We start from the raw sequence: 17,999 nt of genomic DNA, 5'->3' as shown, positions 1-17,999 counted from the left end.
GTAATGCCATGCCCCGCAATGCCAATGGATCATTCCGCGCCAAGGCGCATTTGCCGTCAAAGACATGCCTATCCTGCGGCCGGCCATTTTCGTGGCGACGCAAATGGAAAACCTGTTGGGAGGACGTCAAATACTGTTCCGACCGATGCCGCAACAGCCGTTCTCACAAAAGATCACCTGCACATGATGGTGCAGGGTCATGATGGTTGATGATGTCGAGGAAACCCGGCCAACCTATGCGGTTTTGCGCCAAAGAATGCTGTCACTTGCCGCCCGGCGCGGTGCGGACAAATCCTTCTGCCCGTCCGAGGTCGCCCGATCATTTGGCAAAAGCTGGACCGATCTGATGCCGCGCATTCATCAGGTGGCCGAACAGCTCTGCGCCGAACGGCTGCTTGAATATCAAAAGGGCGGTATCAGCCATGGCCAAAACCGCCCTTCCGGTGCCTATCGACTTTGTCTGGTCCCCGATGACGGGGACTAGCAATCACCCGCGCAAAGCATGCAGACGCTTGATCAGACCTGCTGTTGATGCGTCACGCGCACCTGCGTCTTCCTTGCCTTCGACCATCGGCAGCAACTCCTTGGCAAGCTGCTTGCCAAGCTCGACGCCCCACTGGTCATAGGAATTGACGTTCCAGATGATGCCCTGAACAAAGATTTTATGTTCATACATCGCCACCAACCGGCCAAGGGTGAATGGATCAAGCTGCTTATACAGGATCATGGTGCTGGGCTTATTCCCGGCAAATACCTTTTGCGGGGCAAGAACATCAATCTCGGCCGGGGGAAGGTCACTGCCCGCCAGTTCGGCCCGCACTTCATCCTCTGTCTTGCCACGCATCAATGCTTCGGCCTGCGCCAGACAGTTTGACACCAGCTTGTCGTGATGGTCGCCAAGCGGATGGAGCGCATTGGCTGCAACAATGAAATCAACCGGGATCAGTTCGGTGCCCTGATGGATCAGCTGATAAAACGCATGCTGCCCATTGGTGCCGGGCTCGCCCCAGATGATCGGACCGGTTTCATAGGCAATCGCCTTGCCATCGCGGGTGACCGATTTGCCGTTGCTTTCCATATCAGCCTGCTGCAAATAGGCCGGCAGTCGCGAAAGATGCTGGTCATAGGGCAGGATGGCCTGGCTCGATGCGCCCAGAACATTGCGATACCACACCCCGATCAGGGCCAGGATCATTGGAATGTTGGTTTCCACCGGTGCGGTTTTGAAATGGTTATCCATTGATTGCGCACCGCGCAGAAGGTCTTCGAACTTGTCATAGCCGACTGCCAGAATGATCGGCAAACCAATCGCCGACCACAGGCTGTAACGCCCGCCGACCCAGTCCCAGAACCCGAATGCATTATCGGTATCAATTCCGAACGCCGCGACCTTATCAAGGGCGGTTGAAACCGCCACGAAATGCTTGGCGACCGCGCTTTGATCCCCCAGCGCCTTTACCAGCCAGTCACGGGCGGAATAGGCATTGGTCAGCGTCTCATCAGTCGTAAAGGTCTTGGACGCAATGATGAAAAGGGTCGTTTCCGCATCAAGATCCTTGAGCGTATCGACAATATGCGCGCCATCGACATTTGAAACGAAATGGCAGCGAATGCCATCAATATGGAACGGGCGAAGCGCCTCGTTGACCATCACCGGGCCAAGGTCGGACCCGCCAATACCGATATTGACCACATCGGATATTTTCTTGCCTGTATGGCCCTTCCATTCTCCGGAATGAACACGTGCGGCAAATGCCTTAAGCCGTGCCAGCACTTCCTTGACGGCGGGCATGACGTCTTCGCCGTCAACCTTGACTGGGCCACCATCCAGATTGCGAAGGGCCGTGTGCAAAACAGCACGGTTTTCGGTGATATTGATCCTGTCACCGGCAAACATCCGGTCGCGCCATTCTTCGACATTCGCAGCCTTGGCCAGGCGCACAAGGGCGGCCATCACATCATCGGTGATCAGGTTTTTCGAATAATCGACAAACAGGTCATTAAGCGCGGCGCTATAACGTTCGAACCGTGCCGGATCATCGGCAAATGCCTGGCGCAGGTTCAGTTTCCCGGAAACCTCCGCGCCCAATTGATCCAGTTCTTCCCAGTTTGCAGTCAGTTTGTCAGCGGACATCACCACCCTCGGCCTTGTTCAACGTATTACACACCAAAACAGTGCAGTCGCGATCCCGCAGACTAGCATCTTGTTCAAACGATGTGTGGGACAGTTTGCAGAATGTCGTGGCAAGATTATGCGGATACCACGACATTCCTGTTGCTGGCGCCTTAGCGCGCTGAAAGAAAGTCTTCGACTTCCTTTTCGGTCGGAAGCGCATTGATGGCCCCGCGTTTGGTGGCGGTAATCGCCCCCACCGCATTGGCAAAGCGACATGCCGCAATCAGCTTTTCCTCGGAGCCTAGAAGTTCGGGGTCTTTCAGCAAACGCGACAGGAAGCCCGCCGTGCATCCGTCCCCGGCACCTGTGGCATCCACCGCCGTTACGTCAAACGACGGAACGAAACCGTCAAATTCCGGCGTGATAAAGCGCGATCCTTTGGGGCCATAGGTCACGACAAGTGCACGCCACTGGTCACACCAAAGATCCTTGATGCCGTCTTCCAGGTCTTCCTTGCCCGATACAAAGATGATTTCTTCATCCGACATCTTGACGACATCGGCCTGACTGATCGCAAGACGCAGGATTTCACGCGCCTTTTCCACACTCGGCCAAAGCGGCAGGCGCAGGTTCGGGTCACATGAAATGATCGCCCCGTTTTCACGCGCGATACGGATGGCCTCAAGGGTGGCGGCGCGCGGATCATCATCGATCATGCACAGGGTTCCGTAATGGAACAGATCAGTTGATGTCAGCATATCCCGATCAAGATCGGCCGGGCACAGCAACATGTCCGCCGACGGGCTTCGATAGAATGAAAATTCGCGTTCGCCATCGGCACGAAGCGACACGAATGCCAATCCGGTCAGCGCTTCCTTGGTCAGAACAATACCCGATGTATCAACATTATCGGCCTTAAGCGTATCCACAAGGAAATGCCCAAAGGCATCATCGCCAAGTTTGCCGATAAAGCCGGTATCAATACCCAGACGTTTCAATCCCACAGCCGCATTTCCCGGTGCGCCCCCCGCTGCCTTGGCAAAGGCAGGCGCATCGGCAAGGCCGGTACCGGTCACAGTCGGAACAAAATCAATCAGCAGTTCCCCAAGACAAACAGCTTTGGCTGTCATGACGTTTCTCCGTTCGGATTGTCCGCAAACAAATGCGGACCCGTTATCAAATTCATGTTGCGATCTGTGGGACCGACGGGCTTTTTAAATCGATTCAATTTGACGTGCAAACCAAAATCGGAACGAATGATAACACATCACTGTGTGGATGCCTTTTGGCGGGCCAGTGCACGGCCAAATTCGATCTCGCGCGCACGTTCAAGTTCGGTCATCCAGCGTTCAAACATGTCATCACGTTCCAGCTGAATGGCATAGTGACGATGCAGGGCGGCGGTCAAACGCCCTTCGCGCCCCAGCATGTCATCGGCAAACGCAATCATGACCGAATTCGGCCAGGCAATCGGGCGCATTTCGCGAATGGTGGTGAAAATGCTGTCTTCGTCACGATCCGGTTCGATTTGCGCCATCAGGGTAATCATGGCTGCGGTTGAGCGCGACACCCCCATATGACAATGCACCAGCAAGTGACCATCACGGCGATCTGCGTGGCTGGCCTTCAGGGCCTCGCCAAAGGCCAGAATGGCTTCGACATCCTGACGGGTCGGTGCCGGACGGCCTTCCTTGTCGTCAATCACGTCATGAAACCGCAAAACGGTGCGTTCATGCGGGGCAAAATCGCCAAAGATGGACGGATCTTCCCGATCAGGATCAAGAACTGACAGGATATGGGAAACCCCGTGATTACGATGGGTTGGCAATTCATCAATGCCACAGATGGTCAAACGGGTAATCGCGATCGGTTTCATTTTTCATTTCCTGTCATGTTACATTTCTTATTCGGCCCTATCAGAGCACAAGAAAATGAAAAAACAAGGGCCGGCGCCTGTTAAAAGCACCAGCCCTTGAATATTTCCAGACTGCGTCGCCCTGGCCTATGACCAGAACCGTTATTTCGCGCGGTTTACCGCATGAATATTCAGCATTTCCCACGCCATGGTCGCCCCGGCAAGGGATGTGATGTCTGAAACATCAAATGGCGGGGAAACTTCAACCACGTCACTGCCAATCAGGTTCACATGACCGGCAAGACCGCGCAGGATCGACACTGCCTGATGGCTGGTCAAACCGCCCAGAACCGGCGTACCGGTTCCCGGCGCATAGCACGGGTCAAGACCATCAATGTCAAAAGTGATATAGGCCGGGTTGTTGCCAACCGTTGCCTTGATCTGTTCGACAATGGCATCAATCGACATCGACTGAACTTCCGGGCCGTAGATGATGTTATAGCCGTGCGTCGATTCATTGTGGGTCCGAATACCGACCTGAATGGATTTCGACGGATTGACGATGCCCTTTTTCGCCGCGTGCCAGAACATGGTGCCGTGATCGATACGGTCGCCATCATCTTCCCAGGTATCGGAATGGGCATCAAACTGGATCAGGGAAATACCATCACCGTATTTCTCGGCATGGGCTTTCAGGATCGGATAGGTGATGAAGTGATCGCCACCAATCGTCAGCATCTTCGCACCCGACTGCACGATATCGCGTGCGTGATCTTCGATCATGTCGGGCAGTTTTTCCGGATGGCCCGGATCGATCACCATATCGCCGTAATCAATCACCGCCAGTTCGGCAAAGATATCACGCCCGGACGGAAAATGCGGTGCCCATGCAAGATTGGTCGATGCACGACGCACCCCCTGCGGGCCAAGGCGCGTGCCCGGACGGCTTGATGTCGCAAGGTCATACGGAATGCCCGTCACGGCAATGTCGATACCGTTAAGATCACGCGAATAGCGGCGGCGCATGAATGACAGCGCACCGGAATACATCGGCTCGCTGGTATTCTGATGCACAGATTTCGCCGTAAAGGCGTTATCACCGCCCTTGGTGTCAATGACGCCAGTGCTGCTCATTTTTCTTCCCTTATCTCCGAATGAGAACCTGCTTGTAATCAGGCGTCGCCCAGCGCAATCCAGGTCGACTTGATTTCACAATATTTATCGAGCGCATGCAGCGAACGATCGCGACCGGTGCCGGACTGCTTGTAACCACCAAACGGCATGGTGATTGATCCACCGTCCCAGCAATTGACCCAGACAAGACCCGAACGCAGTTTCTTTGCGGTCATGTGTGCCTTGTTGATGTCGCGCGTCCAAACCGCTGCTGCGAGACCATATGGCGTATCATTTGCCGTCTGAACAGCCTCTTTCCAGTCCTTGACCGAAATAACCGACAGAACCGGGCCAAAGATTTCTTCCTTGGCGATTGTCATATCGTTTTTGATGCCATCAAACACGGTCGGTTCGACATAATAGCCACCGGACTCGGTGCGTGCGCGTTTGCCACCGGTGCGCAGAACGCCACCTTCGGCAGAACCTTTTTCGATATAGCCCAGAACGCGGTTCATCTGGTTTTCATCGACAATCGCGCCCATCTGGCTTTTCGGATCAAGCGGATCACCCGGCTGCATTTTGGCACCCGCTGCGATGACCTTTTCGATGAATTCATCCTTGATGCTTTCTTCGACAATCAGACGCGAACCGGCCGTACAGACCTCGCCCTGGTTATAGAAAATACCACCGGCTGCGGCCGCGGCTGCGGCATCCATATCCGGGCAATCGGCCAGAACAATGTTCGGGCTTTTGCCACCACATTCAAGCCAGACGCGCTTCATGTTCGACTGACCCGAATATTGCAAGAACAGCTTGCCGACCTCGCCCGAGCCGGTAAAGGTCACGCAATCGACATCTTCATGCAGGCCAAGCGCCTTGCCCGCCGTCGGACCAAAGCCCGGCACAACGTTCAGAACACCTTCGGGAATACCGGCCTCAACCGCGATTTCCGCCACACGAAGGGCGGTCAGCGGTGATTGTTCTGCGGGTTTCAGGATGATCGAATTGCCCATCGCCAAGGCCGGGCCAAGCTTCCAGACCGCCATCATCAGCGGGAAGTTCCACGGCACAACAGCGGCAACCACGCCAAGCGGCTCACGGGTGATCATGCCGATTTCATTGGTGCCCGACGGCGAGATTTCATCATAAATCTTGTCAATCGCCTCGGCATACCAGCGGATGCATTTGTAAGACAGCGGAATGTCATCGCGGGCAGCAAGCGTGATCGGCTTGCCCATATCAAGACTTTCAAGCAATGCCAGCTCGGCTGCATTCTTTTCAAGAAGGTCCGCGAAATGAATCAGGATCGCCTTGCGCTTGGCAGGTGCCGCTTCGGACCAGCTGCCTTTTTCAAAGACGGCGCGGGCCGATGCCACCGCACGGTTGACGTCTTCGACATCACATTCGGCAACCTTGGTCAGAACCGACCCGTCGCGCGGGCTGATGCAATCGAATGTCTTGCCCGATGCGGCATCAACATAGGCACCGTTGATGAACGCCTTGTTGCGAATATCAAGGGCGGCGGCCTGTGCGGTCAGTTGTTCAAAATTCAACGGATTGGTCATCGGAAGTCTCCTGACGGATGGCGCTTTTGGGGCCTTGTTCAATATCGGAATTCAGGTCGGGTCATATGCCCGATACTTTACGCGATCAGTATGACGGCGGTGTGGCAGCACTGACGACTTCGCATTCCCCGTCCCCGACATTGCGGAAACGGTGCGGAATTTCTGCATTGAAGTAATAGGCATCACCAGGGCCAAGAACCTTGACCCGCTCGCCCACGGTCACTTCAAGTTTCCCTCGGATAATGACACCGGCTTCCTCGCCCTTTTGAACGATAAGATTGTCACCGGTATCGCCACCCGCCGGATAGGTTTCATGCAGCACGCGCAGTTTGCGATCCTTGCGCGATGCCCCGACAAGACGCATTGACATCGTCCCGTCGGAAAGTTCGACAAGCTCTTCTTTTTTAAAGAAAATTTCTTCACCATTGTCGAGATCAATGGTGAAGAAATCAATCAGGCTCATCGGGATGCCTGCCAGCACTTTGGCAAGACTGTCAACAGACGGGCTGACACGATTTTGTTCAATCGTTGAAATCGTACTGTTCGTGACACCGGCACGTCGTGCCAGTTCACGCTGCGACAGCCCGTACATGCTGCGCACAGCTTTCAGACGATCCCCGACCTTTTGTGACATTCCCGGTTATTCCCTATTGAATGTTTTTATTTTTACCTGCGGTCAGACCGCATCAAGGTACCAGCGATATTCAAGCTGGGTGACCTCGGCAAAGAATTCGTCATATTCGGCCCGACGGCAGATATCAAAGACCTCGACGAAGCGTTCACCAAGATATTCCTTGACGATCTTGCCATCCACGAAACGATCAAGAGCAGAAATCATGCTGCGCGGGACAATCCGCCCGCCATGCTGTTCATAACCGTTACCAACGGTCGGCTCGCCCGGATCGAGCTTGTTTTTCATGCCGTAATGCATCCCGGCCAGAACACAGGCCAGCACCAGATACGGGTTGGCATCCGCACCCGACACACGATGTTCGACACGGGCGGCCTTGGGGCTGCCAGCCGGAATACGCAACGCGACCGTGCGGTTGTTCAAACCCCAGTTCGGCGACATCGGCGCATAGGCCTTGTTCTGGAACCGGCGATATGAATTCGGGTTCGGCGCGAATACCGCCATGCTTTCAAACATCGCTTCCTGCAAACCGCCAATCGCAAAGCGCAGGTTCTCGGAAACTTCCTCGCCCGCGACCGGGGACAGCACGTTATTGTCATCCTTGTCACGCAAGGACACATGAACATGCAAACCGTTGCCCGCCTGATCGGAATAGGGTTTGGCCATGAAAGTCGCGGTCACACCATGATCCCAGGCAATGCCCTTGACCACGCGTTTAAGCTGCATTGCATGGTCTGCTGCCAGCATCGGGTCAGTCACATGACCAAGGTTGATTTCAAACTGACCGGGCCCGGCTTCGGCAACGATGGTGTCGGCCGGAATGCCCTGACGGTTCAGTTCGGCAACCGCGTCATGAAGGACCTTTTCAAAGTCTTCGATCTGCTGAAGGCCGTAAACCTGCACACCGTCCGATGCGATCCCGCCGCCAAGCGGCTGGGGTGGAAGCGGTTCCGCGGTCTTTTCGTTCTGATCTGCCAGATAGAATTCAAGTTCAAGGGCGACGGTCGGATACAGACCATCTGCCGCCATGCGATCAACAACGCCCTGCAACACATTGCGCGGATCGGCAAAGAACTTGGTACCATCCAGGTTATGCAGGCTCATCATGACCTGCGCCAAGGGCAATTCGCCATACGGAACAAGACACAGGGTTCCCGGGATCGGTTTTGCCAGATTGTCCTGGTCACCGCTCGACCAAAGAAGCCCCGTTCCTTCCGGGGTGTCACCGGTAATATCGACCAGGCACATGGAGCCCGGCAAAGTCACACCTTCGGTAAAACTTTTGAGAAACTTCTGCTTGCTGATTCGCTTGCCGCGAAACACGCCGTTAATGTCGGGAATGAGCAACTCAACAAGTTCGACATCAGGGTTTTCTTCAAAGAATCGTTGGGCTTCCGCCCTACTGTCTTCGACGAACGACTTGTTCATCGTCTTATACTCCCAGAAAAGGCCTTTTATTAAAGGAATTGTGCCTGTGTTCCATCGTGCCGCGCCGGAATGCCCCGGTCAAGCCCCTTCGTTCGATATATCGTGCAAATCATGCAGTGCAAAAGAATTCCCCGGTCGAAACAACTCTTTAACAATGGCCGTCCCGAACCAACCACTGGATAACAAAAACCGAGTTGGATAGCCAAAAAATTTTGTCGAAAAATCCTCTTGCAAAGGTGTTCAAAAAAACGAACACTGATTGCAGATGTTCAACATATCGCACAAAAGCAGACAAACTGCGCTGTCAGGAGACGTTATGAATAATTTCGACAAAACCGCCTATTGGCAGGACATCGACCAGGCACACCATATTCATCCGTTCACCGATACAGCGGATCTGAATAACCGTGGCACCCGGGTGATCACCCGTGCCGAAGGCGTGTTTATCGAGGACTCGAACGGCAAACGCTATCTTGATGGCATGGCCGGTCTGTGGTGCGTCAATGTCGGCTATGGCCGTAAGGAACTGGCTGAAGTCGCTTACAAGCAGATGCTTGAACTGCCCTATTACAACAACTTCTTCCAGTGCGCGAATACCCCGGCGATCGAGCTTTCCAAAGTTCTTGCCGAAATCACGCCAGATGGCCTGAACCACGTATTCTATGCCAATTCCGGTTCGGAGGCGAACGACACGGTTGTCCGTATGGTGCGCCAGTACTGGAAACTCAAAGGTACCCCGGAACGTTCGGTGATCATCAGCCGCAAGAACGCCTATCACGGGTCGACCGTTGCCGGTTCTTCGCTTGGCGGGATGGCCGGCATGCACGCCCAGGGCGGCCCGCTTCTGCCGGATGTGGTTCATATTGATCAGCCATACTGGTACGGCGAAGGCGGCGATCACACCCCGGAAGAATTCGGCCTGATTGCGGCGCGCAAACTCGAAGAAAAGATCGAGGAACTTGGTGCGGATCGCGTTGGTGCCTTTATCGGTGAACCGATCCAGGGTGCTGGCGGCGTCATCATTCCGCCGTCAACCTATTGGCCGGAAATCCAGCGCATCTGCAAGAAATACGACATTCTTCTGATCGCTGATGAAGTTATCTGCGGCTTTGGCCGGACCGGTGCATGGTTCGGTTCCGATACCTTTGACATCAAGCCGGACCTGATGCCGATGGCAAAAGGCATGTCATCGGGTTATCTGCCGATTTCAGCCGTTATGGTCGGTGATCGCGTGGCGGATGTGCTGATCAATGAATGTGGTGAATTCACCCATGGCTTCACCTATTCCGGTCATCCGGCATGTGCGGCAGTGGCCCTTGAAAACATTCGCATTCTGCGCGACGAAAAGATGGTTGAACGCGTCAAGGATGACATCGGCCCCTATTTCGCCAAGGCCCTAAAAACCCTTGAAGACCATCCGCTGGTCGGTGCGGTTGAAACGGTTGGCCTGATTGCCGGCATGCCGCTGGTTGACGACAAGAAAACCCGCAAGATGTTCGACAAGCCGGGCACGGTTGGCACTATCTGCCGTGATGCCTGTGTTGCAAATGGCGTGATCATGCGTGCCTGTGGTGATCGCATGGTACTTTCCCCGCCGCTTTGCATCACCAAGGAAGAAATTGACGAACTGGTCAAACGCGCCCGCGCCGCCTTTGACGAGACGGCAAAGAAAATCGGTAAAATGTAATTTCTGATCGATTTCAGGACCTTAACGAAATACCCGGCATGCATTATCATCGCCGGGTATTTTCATTTTACGGCCGTCGCACCAAGCCCCGACCATCTGACGGATATGCCACCCCGGCCTCTGATCAACTTTTGACCAATTTTTGACCGCCGTTCGACCACCTCTATCACGTGACTGTCCGCCCCGTTCTTTCGACCTGACTTTTGCCCTGACTTTTGCCCCAACTTTTACCTTACGCCACCATGAGACGCCCCATGCTCAAACGCATCTATCAACCAGCCGCCTATCAGACGCACACCCTGCCTGACAGCTTCTGGGTACAAAGCGCATCCCCCCTTCCCGATTGCCAACAATTGCCGCGTAATGCCGCGATCAAGGCCGATGTTGCGATTATCGGGGGCGGATATTGTGGCCTGTCGGCGGCACTTGAACTTGCCAAAAACGGGGCAGATGTCGCGGTTTTTGATGCCGGTCGCAGTGGTTGGGGGGCTTCGGGACGCAATGGTGGTTTCTGCTGCATGGGCGGCAGCGGCAAGGGATTTGGTGAGCTTGCCAAACGGTTTGGCGACGATGCCGTGCGTCACTTTGCCCGCATTCAGCGCGATGCCATCAATCTGGTTGATCAGCGCCTGCGCGACTGGAACATTGATGCCGATCGTCATTCGGATGGCGAAGTTGTTCTGGCCCACAAACCCAACCGCGTGCGCGACCTTCATCACGAAGCTGACGAGATCGCCCATTTCACCAGCATTCAGACCGAATTTCTTGACAAGGATGCCCTGATCGAACGCGGGCTGAATGCCGGGGATACCTATGGCGGCTTGCACGTCAAAGAAGGTTTTGGCCTTAACCCCATGAAATATCTGGCGGGTTTGCATGAAAAATGCGTTGCGGCAGGTGTTCGGATATTTGAACAGGCCCGCATCGACCGCTTTGTTGAAGATGGTGAAAACTATCGTCTTTATGCCGGCGACAGCCAGATCACCGCAGGCAAGATTGTCATTGCAACAAACGGATACAGTGCCGAAAACCTTCCTGACTGGCTTGGCGGGCGCCTGATGCCGGTATTTTCGGGCATTCTTGTCACCCGGCCCCTAAGCGATGCGGAACTCGCCGCACAGGGCTGGACAAGTGATCTGATGGCTTTTGACAGCCGCATTCTGCTGCATTATTTCCGCAAGCTGCCTGATAACCGGTTCCTGTTTGGCGGACGTGGCGGCATTACCGCGACCGAGGCCGCCTTTGCCGCGGGCAAACAGGACTTGCTTGATAATTTCCATCGCATGTTCCCGGCCTGGCGCGACATTGAACTGACCCATCACTGGAACGGGCTTGCCTGTCTGTCGCAAAGCTGGCGTCCCTATATCGGTCGCGTGCCCGGTCATCATGATGTCTGGACCGCACTTGCCTGGCATGGAAATGGTGTGGCGCTGGCCAGTCTCGGCGGCAAGATGCTGGCGGAATGCATGCTGGGCATCAGCGATCAGGAAGATCTGGGTGCTGTTCTTGCAACACCGATGCAGCGTTTCCCGCTGCCAGCCCTTCGGCGCGTTGCCCGGTCGGTTGCCTATCGCTATTACGGTTTGCGCGACCGTTACGCATAACAGGTCTGCCCGACCGGGGCCGTGATCTGTTTGCGCCCCGGGTCAAAGTGACATATGTCATATTCCAACATCGCGGATTTGCGTAAAACTGCGGTCTATCAAGCGAACCACGGGCCATGTGACATGTCTGAAAAACAGCCTACCCTTGCCGAAATCAAGGAACGCCGCGAAATCGCCACCCGCCGTATCAAGGAAGATACCGGGATCGATCACGACATGATCAAAAACATCGTTCACGGCTTTTATGCAAAGGTTCGCGAAGATGAAATGCTCGGCCCGGTATTTGCCGAAAAGGTCGAAAACTGGGACCATCACCTTGATCGCATGGTGATGTTCTGGTCATCGGTTGCCCTTGCCACTGGCAATTATGACGGCCGCCCGATGCAAAAGCACCTGCCGCTTAAAATCACCCGCCATCATTTTGATCGCTGGCTGCAACTGTTTGCGCTGACCCTTTCGGAACATTGCAATGAACCCGCCGCACGGCATTTCATGGAACGTGCGCTGCGTATTGCATCAAGTTTTGAAATCGGGATTGCCGCCCATAACGGCGTCATCCTGTCCAAGGGTGAACGCTATGACCCGGTGACAAGCTGGTCCCCAGGGGACGGCGACACCTGACCCTGTCAGGCAGCCCATCCGGATTTGCCCGCACCGATCAAAGCTTGTCGCGGATCGAATACCACAGCATGGCCGCCACCAGCATCGGGAACCGTAATGCCTTGCCCCCCGGGAAAATCGGGGTCTTGATATTGGCCATCACATCGAACCGTTCCATGGTTCCGCCCACTGCATCGGCCATGATCTGACCGGCAAGGGTCGCCATCGCCACCCCGTGCCCGGAATAGCCGCTGGCGGTAAAGATATTATCCTCGATCCGGCGGAAGAACGGCATGCGGTTCATGGTGATCGCCAATGTCCCGCCCCAGCCATAATCGATTTTAACGTCTTTAAGCTGCGGATAAACTTCCAGCATATGGGGCGCGACAAACGATTTGATGTCTTTGGGGAAGGTATACCCATAGGTCTCCCCGCCGCCAAACAACATGCGTTTATCGGCACTCAGCCGGTAATAGTTGATCACGAACTTTGAATCTGCGACCGCCACATCATCGCGGATCAATTCACGCGCCAAATCATCGCCCAGCGGTTCGGTCGCGATGATGAAATTGTTGATCGGCATGACGCGTTTCGCGACACGATCATCAAGCGCATCAAGATACCCGTTACAGCCAAGGATCAATTTGTTAGCGCTAACAACGCCGCCATCCCTTGTTTTCACCGTTACCTTGCCTGCCCGACTTTCATAGGACGTCACAACGGAATTTTCAAAAATCCGCGCCCCGGCTGCACGTGCCGCATCGGCAATCCCCAATGCGAAATTCAGCGGATGAATATGCCCAGCCCCCATATCCAGTGACCCGCCATGATAAAATTCCGATCCCAGCATGGCACGCATTTCATCACGATCCACGGCCCGGATCTGGTCATAGCCATATTCGGATTGAAGCTTTTCAACATATTCATGGGTTTCCGGGACAAAACGCGCCCGATGATCGGCATGAAGGATGCCCGGTTTCCAGTCGCATTTGATATCGTGTTTGGTGATCAGGGATTTGACGATATCCTTGGACTGTTCGGCGATATCCCAAAGTTTGCGGGCATCATTGCGCCCGACCATTTTTTCAAGATCATCCTGTTCGCGGCGCTGGCCCGACCCGACCTGCCCGCCATTACGCCCCGATGCGCCCCACCCCACACGATGGGCTTCAAGCACGATCACATCAAAACCGCGCTCGGCCAGATGCAGTGCCGATGACAACCCGGTAAAGCCCCCGCCAATCACCACAATGTCACAGGTTTGATCGCCTTCCAGCCTGGCAAACGGGTCGGTCGCATTCGCCGTTGCCGCGTAATAGGATGCCGGATAGGTGCCGTCCCGGTCATTGGCGGTCAGCAGGTTCGGGGTAAACATGAGGAATCCTCATTTTCGTTGAATATTGTGGCTCTATCCTGCCCGATCAGGGGCAGCTATCAAGGGAAAACTGCCTGTTTTTAATGACTTTGACCGGATTTCGCGAATTATGCCAAAACAGGCAACCATCGGGATAAAGGATTGCGTCAACCCGCATCCGCAACGCGATATCTGTCAGCAGAAATCCGTCAAAACCATCCAAAACAGGAAGGATGACAAATCCCGCCCGCCGTCACGGACGGAGTCCTGTCCTATTTGCCAAGACTTGCGGCTTCGACCATGCGCAAGGCGGTCTTGGTCGCAGCACAGCCACCGCGCGCCGTACAGCGCAAATCGGGATGCATCATTGCCCCGATCTTGACGGTCTGATCAACCAGTTCGTCATAGCCAAGAACCGCATCAAACCCGGCCAATACCGCCATCGCCGATGAAAAGGCATGCGAAACACCGGCCACATTGCGGGCATGGCACGGGATTTCAACATCGCCGCCGACCGGATCACAGACCAAACCAAGCGTATTCATCAAACACATGCTGGCGGCGTCAAAGCACTGCTGTGCCGTCCCGCCATAGGCCTGGGTCACACCGGCCGCCGCCATTGCCGCCGACGCCCCGGTTTCGACCGAACATCCCCCGCATTCCGCGGCAAAGGTCCCGCGTGCAGCAAACACCGCCCCGATCAATGCCATGACCTGAAGCGCATCGGTCGCACCTTCGATATCAATGCCATGGCGGATCAAACCATATAGCGTTCCGGGCACCACCCCGGCACTGCCCGCCGTCGGGGCCGCACAAACCAACCCGCGATTGCTGTCACGTTCCATTGCCGAAAGCGCACCGGCAATCGCATCCTGCAATACCGGACCGCCCAGACCATCGGGCAAATTGGCATCGCGCACCTTGCGCGCCCGAAGTGTCAGGAACCGCATCACGTTATCTTCGGGTTTGGCATCAAATCCCTCGGCCACGACGCGCAGCATCAATTCGCACCGTTCACGAAACAGATCGCGGGTTGCTTGGCGCGACAGACCAAGACGTTTGGCTTCAAGTGCCAGGGCAGCATCGGCAATCGATCCGCCTTCCTGCTGATCGGCAATGGCAATTACCGCATCGCTGGTTGAAAACAGATCATCCATCGCACAGACCGGATATTGCGATGCATCGGCAAAGCGCAGATCGGTCACGCCTTCGCGTTTGGCAACTTGCCCCAGAATGTCCATCGCGGGCACGGATTGCAGGGAAACTTCAATGCGTGGGTGTTTCTGATCGACAGCCACCCCCAGCAACATGTTGCCACCACCGGCCAGCATTTCGGCAATGGTGTCGGCATCTGTTACCGCCGCCTCACCCCAGACAAAGACGCTTGCGGTTTTCCCGGTCAGAAACAGGGCCTCGCCATTCATACTGTCGATGTAATACATCCCGCCGCCAACCGACGCCCCGGTATAAAGATCGGTGCGCTGCCCGCCATCTTGCGTTTGCAGGGTCAGTTCAAGATCAACCCGGTTGGGATGGTTGTTGTTATCAAGTTCGGTGACCTCTATTGCGAAATGGAACCCTTCGCCGCGTTCCACCCGCCCCAGAATGTCACGGTAATCCGCATCGGTCAGCTTGGCCCCGTAAAGACCGGCGGCAAAGTTTTCATCCGAACTTTGCGCCTTGTAGCACGGGGCGAACGAGCCGCGCGGATCGAACCGCACCACCGCCTTTTGCAGGACCTCGCCATTAGAACATGAAAGTTCGCGCACAAGCTTTGCCATCATATAGGGCGCGGCACAGTGCGAACTTGACGGCCCGCGCATCACGGGGCCGATCACGGAATTAAGCAGACTGATTTCTTGCATGGCGGGACTTCGGATGATTGCGGGAAACAACATGCGCATTGCATACAATATTCCATAATGATCACCCGCCATTGCGGCAATTGCAATCTACTTATCTTGCAAACCGGTTCGTGCTTGCGCATTATTGCCCCTTAATCTCACCCTTTGCACAGCGGATGATCCGGTAATGTCGATGTCAATTTGCCTGCTTGTCGGGACGCTTTCGGGTACTACTGCCGGTATTTTTCTGGGCACAGTTACCGGAAACCATGCCCCATATATCGCAATGGGAACAGCCATGGGCAGCGCGATCGGCACCGCCATCGGTGCGGGGTTGCACCACAGACTGCGTGATGGTGTTGGTGGTGGCAACGGTGACCGCCCGGTCCAGCGGCGCGACCTGCCCCGTGCCAGATCACGGCGTCGATAACATCGCACCAGATAAAAAAAGCCCCTGACCAATGATCAGGGGCTTTGACGTTATGGCTGTTAACGTTGCTTTGTTTCCCATTCGGGATGGACAAAGAACGGTGCGTTTGATGGCGGCAACGGATCGCGTCCGCGAATAATGTCGGCAGCCTTTTCACCGATCATGATCGTCGGCGCATTCAGGTTACCCGTGGCAATCGACGGCATGATCGAACTGTCGACCACCCGAAGGCCTTCGATGCCATGCACGCGGGTCTTTTCGTCGACCACGGACATGTCATCACTGCCCATCTTGCACGAACAGGACGGGTGATAGGCACTTTCGGCATGATCGGCGACCCAGGCGTCAATCTGCTCGTCCGTCTGGATATCCTTGCCCGGTGCGATTTCCGCCCCGCGCAGATCGGCGAAGGCTTCCTGACCAAAGATTTCGCGGGTCAGACGCACCGATGCGCGCATTTCTTCCCAGTCTTCCGGGTGGCTCATATAGTTCGGATCAATGATCGGGCGATCTTTGGGATCGCTTGATGCCAGTCGCACCGTGCCGCGCGACTTGGATCGCATCGGTCCGACATGGGCCTGGAAACCATCCTTTTCAGCGGCCTTTGACCCGTTATAGTTAATTGCCGCCGGCATGAAATGATATTGCAGATCGGGGTGTTTGACACCGGCTTTGGACCGGATAAAGCCACCTGCTTCAAAGTGGTTGGTGGCACCAAGACCGGTTTTGAACAGATACCATTCCAGACCGATTTTGAATTTGCTCCACGGATCAAGCTTGCTGTTGAGGCTGATCGGCTTGGTGCATTCCATCTGAACATAAAGTTCGAGATGATCCTGAAGGTTCTCCCCAACACCTGGCAAATCATGGACAACATCAATGCCATGTTCGCGCAGATGGGCCGCCGGACCAACACCAGACAGCATCAAAAGTTTCGGGGAATTGATCGATCCGGCAGATACGATGACTTCACGGTCAACAAGTACGCGTTTGAGTTCACCCTGATGGACGAAATCAAGCCCGATTGCACGTTTTCCTTCAAAAACAATGCTTTGGGCAAAGGCCTTGTGATAGACGGTCAGGTTCGGGCGTTTCATTGCCGGATGCAAATAGGCCCGTGCCGTGGACCAGCGCCGGCCTTTATAGACCGTCATATCCATGGTTCCCAGACCTTCCTGGCGATAGCCGTTCTGATCCGGGGTGAATTCATATCCGGCCTGTTGCCCGGCCTTGATCCAGGCTTTGTGCAAATCGTTCCGGCACGCACCGGTGGTCACATGAAGTGGCCCGTTGCCGTGATACTCGTCGCCGCCCGGGTCTTCATTGCGGGTATCGGCCTTGCGGAAATAGGGCAGACACCGCGCATAGTCCCAATCCTTGAGCGCCGGGTCTTCTTCGGCCCAACGATTGTAATCGAGCGCATGACCGCGCACATAGGCCATGCCATTGATCGAACTTGAACCGCCAAACACCCGTCCGCGCGGGGTTTCCATCCGGCGATTGTTCAGGTTGGGCTGCGGCGTTGTCCAATAGGCCCAGTTATAGGTTTCCGACTGCATCGGATAGGAAAGTGCGGTCGGCATATGAATACGCCAATCCCACCAATGATCCTTGGGTCCGGCTTCAACCACCAGCACCTTGACGTCGGCATCTTCGGTCAACCGGTTGGCAAGCACGGCACCGGCAGAACCGGAACCGACAATCACGTAATCGAATTTTTCAGTCGTCGTTGGGGTCGTCATATCTGATCCCTTGTTTCTTCAAGCAGTGTG

General features: G+C 55.2%; 16 protein-coding genes. 6 read left to right on the top strand and 10 right to left on the bottom strand.

The window, feature by feature from the left end; genetic code table 11:
* Positions 1-8: 8 nt before the first annotated feature.
* Positions 9-203: a DUF2256 domain-containing protein gene (locus SIB88_RS11700; protein WP_412558138.1), complete on the top strand. Its 195-nt coding sequence runs from the start codon at positions 9-11 to the stop codon at positions 201-203.
* The gene (locus SIB88_RS11695; protein WP_228195604.1) at positions 200-484 is read left to right on the top strand and encodes a DUF3253 domain-containing protein; all 285 of its coding nucleotides are present in this window, start codon (positions 200-202) and stop codon (positions 482-484) included. Before SIB88_RS11700 ends, SIB88_RS11695 begins: the two co-directional genes overlap by 4 nt.
* Positions 485-487: 3 nt before the next feature.
* On the opposite strand, the gene pgi is transcribed toward SIB88_RS11695, so the two are convergent.
* From pgi to SIB88_RS11660, 7 genes are all read right to left on the bottom strand, one after another.
* Entirely contained in the window at positions 488-2,134 is a 1,647-nt protein-coding gene (gene pgi / locus SIB88_RS11690) for a glucose-6-phosphate isomerase (protein WP_412558137.1), read from the bottom strand.
* 152 nt (positions 2,135-2,286) lie between these two features.
* On the bottom strand, positions 2,287-3,246 hold the full coding sequence (locus tag SIB88_RS11685) for a PfkB family carbohydrate kinase (protein WP_101246339.1): 960 nt from the start codon (positions 3,244-3,246) through the stop codon (positions 2,287-2,289).
* A 137-nt stretch (positions 3,247-3,383) separates the two neighbouring features.
* Entirely contained in the window at positions 3,384-3,992 is a 609-nt protein-coding gene (locus SIB88_RS11680) for a tyrosine phosphatase family protein (RefSeq protein ID WP_412558136.1), read from the bottom strand.
* 141 nt (positions 3,993-4,133) lie between these two features.
* Complete coding sequence (gene speB / locus SIB88_RS11675; RefSeq protein WP_068517409.1) at positions 4,134-5,105, bottom strand: agmatinase; 972 nt, start codon at positions 5,103-5,105, stop codon at positions 4,134-4,136.
* Positions 5,106-5,143: 38 nt separating this feature from the next.
* The gene (locus SIB88_RS11670; protein WP_412558135.1) at positions 5,144-6,649 is read right to left on the bottom strand and encodes an aldehyde dehydrogenase; all 1,506 of its coding nucleotides are present in this window, start codon (positions 6,647-6,649) and stop codon (positions 5,144-5,146) included.
* 85 nt (positions 6,650-6,734) lie between these two features.
* A complete protein-coding gene (locus SIB88_RS11665) occupies positions 6,735-7,283 on the bottom strand; it encodes a cupin domain-containing protein (RefSeq protein WP_068517407.1) in 549 nt (182 codons plus the stop codon).
* Positions 7,284-7,325: 42 nt separating this feature from the next.
* On the bottom strand, positions 7,326-8,708 hold the full coding sequence (locus SIB88_RS11660; protein ID WP_068517406.1) for a glutamine synthetase family protein: 1,383 nt from the start codon (positions 8,706-8,708) through the stop codon (positions 7,326-7,328).
* Between the two features lie 316 nt (positions 8,709-9,024).
* Between SIB88_RS11660 and SIB88_RS11655 the strand changes: the two genes are divergently transcribed.
* From SIB88_RS11655 to SIB88_RS11645, 3 genes are all read left to right on the top strand, one after another.
* Positions 9,025-10,395, top strand: coding sequence for an aspartate aminotransferase family protein (locus SIB88_RS11655; RefSeq protein ID WP_068517405.1), 1,371 nt, complete (start codon positions 9,025-9,027; stop codon positions 10,393-10,395).
* Positions 10,396-10,649: 254 nt separating this feature from the next.
* Complete coding sequence (locus SIB88_RS11650) at positions 10,650-11,999, top strand: NAD(P)/FAD-dependent oxidoreductase (RefSeq protein ID WP_412558134.1); 1,350 nt, start codon at positions 10,650-10,652, stop codon at positions 11,997-11,999.
* Between the two features lie 123 nt (positions 12,000-12,122).
* Positions 12,123-12,620, top strand: a complete 498-nt coding sequence (locus SIB88_RS11645; protein ID WP_412558133.1) for a group III truncated hemoglobin — start codon at positions 12,123-12,125, stop codon at positions 12,618-12,620.
* 37 nt (positions 12,621-12,657) lie between these two features.
* On the opposite strand, the gene SIB88_RS11640 is transcribed toward SIB88_RS11645, so the two are convergent.
* Together SIB88_RS11640 and SIB88_RS11635 are read right to left on the bottom strand one after the other, a co-directional pair.
* Positions 12,658-13,974 (bottom strand): NAD(P)/FAD-dependent oxidoreductase, encoded by a 1,317-nt coding sequence (locus SIB88_RS11640; protein WP_412558132.1) that lies wholly within the window; start codon positions 13,972-13,974, stop codon positions 12,658-12,660.
* A 251-nt stretch (positions 13,975-14,225) separates the two neighbouring features.
* Positions 14,226-15,818, bottom strand: coding sequence for an L-serine ammonia-lyase, iron-sulfur-dependent, subunit alpha (locus tag SIB88_RS11635; RefSeq protein WP_412558131.1), 1,593 nt, complete (start codon positions 15,816-15,818; stop codon positions 14,226-14,228).
* A gap of 166 nt (positions 15,819-15,984) precedes the next feature.
* Here SIB88_RS11635 and SIB88_RS11630 point away from each other — a divergent pair, with 166 nt between their 5' ends.
* Positions 15,985-16,227 (top strand): hypothetical protein, encoded by a 243-nt coding sequence (locus tag SIB88_RS11630; RefSeq protein WP_250283763.1) that lies wholly within the window; start codon positions 15,985-15,987, stop codon positions 16,225-16,227.
* Between the two features lie 59 nt (positions 16,228-16,286).
* Here the strand turns inward: SIB88_RS11630 and betA are convergent, their stop codons facing one another.
* Positions 16,287-17,969 (bottom strand): choline dehydrogenase, encoded by a 1,683-nt coding sequence (gene betA / locus SIB88_RS11625; RefSeq protein WP_412558130.1) that lies wholly within the window; start codon positions 17,967-17,969, stop codon positions 16,287-16,289.
* Positions 17,970-17,999: the final 30 nt, after the last annotated feature.

This window comes from Thalassospira sp. MIT121401, assembly GCF_047125595.1.
Classification (GTDB): domain Bacteria; phylum Pseudomonadota; class Alphaproteobacteria; order Rhodospirillales; family Thalassospiraceae; genus Thalassospira; species Thalassospira povalilytica.
The sequence above is the reverse complement of the archived record's forward strand: the minus strand, read 5'-3'. Positions and strand labels throughout refer to the sequence as shown.

What these genes read in the sequence shown, in the direction of transcription:
- SIB88_RS11665 (WP_068517407.1), bottom strand. Translation starts at nt 7,283, where the DNA reads ATGTCACAAAAGGTCGGGGATCGTCTGAAAGCTGTGCGCAGCATGTAC.
- betA (WP_412558130.1), bottom strand. Translation starts at nt 17,969, where the DNA reads ATGACGACCCCAACGACGACTGAAAAATTCGATTACGTGATTGTCGGT.
- SIB88_RS11695 (WP_228195604.1), top strand. Translation starts at nt 200, where the DNA reads ATGATGGTTGATGATGTCGAGGAAACCCGGCCAACCTATGCGGTTTTG.
- SIB88_RS11680 (WP_412558136.1), bottom strand. Translation starts at nt 3,992, where the DNA reads ATGAAACCGATCGCGATTACCCGTTTGACCATCTGTGGCATTGATGAA.
- SIB88_RS11640 (WP_412558132.1), bottom strand. Translation starts at nt 13,974, where the DNA reads ATGTTTACCCCGAACCTGCTGACCGCCAATGACCGGGACGGCACCTAT.
- SIB88_RS11635 (WP_412558131.1), bottom strand. Translation starts at nt 15,818, where the DNA reads ATGCAAGAAATCAGTCTGCTTAATTCCGTGATCGGCCCCGTGATGCGC.
- SIB88_RS11700 (WP_412558138.1), top strand. Translation starts at nt 9, where the DNA reads ATGCCCCGCAATGCCAATGGATCATTCCGCGCCAAGGCGCATTTGCCG.
- SIB88_RS11670 (WP_412558135.1), bottom strand. Translation starts at nt 6,649, where the DNA reads ATGACCAATCCGTTGAATTTTGAACAACTGACCGCACAGGCCGCCGCC.
- SIB88_RS11660 (WP_068517406.1), bottom strand. Translation starts at nt 8,708, where the DNA reads ATGAACAAGTCGTTCGTCGAAGACAGTAGGGCGGAAGCCCAACGATTC.
- pgi (WP_412558137.1), bottom strand. Translation starts at nt 2,134, where the DNA reads ATGTCCGCTGACAAACTGACTGCAAACTGGGAAGAACTGGATCAATTG.
- SIB88_RS11650 (WP_412558134.1), top strand. Translation starts at nt 10,650, where the DNA reads ATGCTCAAACGCATCTATCAACCAGCCGCCTATCAGACGCACACCCTG.
- SIB88_RS11685 (WP_101246339.1), bottom strand. Translation starts at nt 3,246, where the DNA reads ATGACAGCCAAAGCTGTTTGTCTTGGGGAACTGCTGATTGATTTTGTT.
- SIB88_RS11630 (WP_250283763.1), top strand. Translation starts at nt 15,985, where the DNA reads ATGTCGATGTCAATTTGCCTGCTTGTCGGGACGCTTTCGGGTACTACT.
- SIB88_RS11645 (WP_412558133.1), top strand. Translation starts at nt 12,123, where the DNA reads ATGTCTGAAAAACAGCCTACCCTTGCCGAAATCAAGGAACGCCGCGAA.
- speB (WP_068517409.1), bottom strand. Translation starts at nt 5,105, where the DNA reads ATGAGCAGCACTGGCGTCATTGACACCAAGGGCGGTGATAACGCCTTT.
- SIB88_RS11655 (WP_068517405.1), top strand. Translation starts at nt 9,025, where the DNA reads ATGAATAATTTCGACAAAACCGCCTATTGGCAGGACATCGACCAGGCA.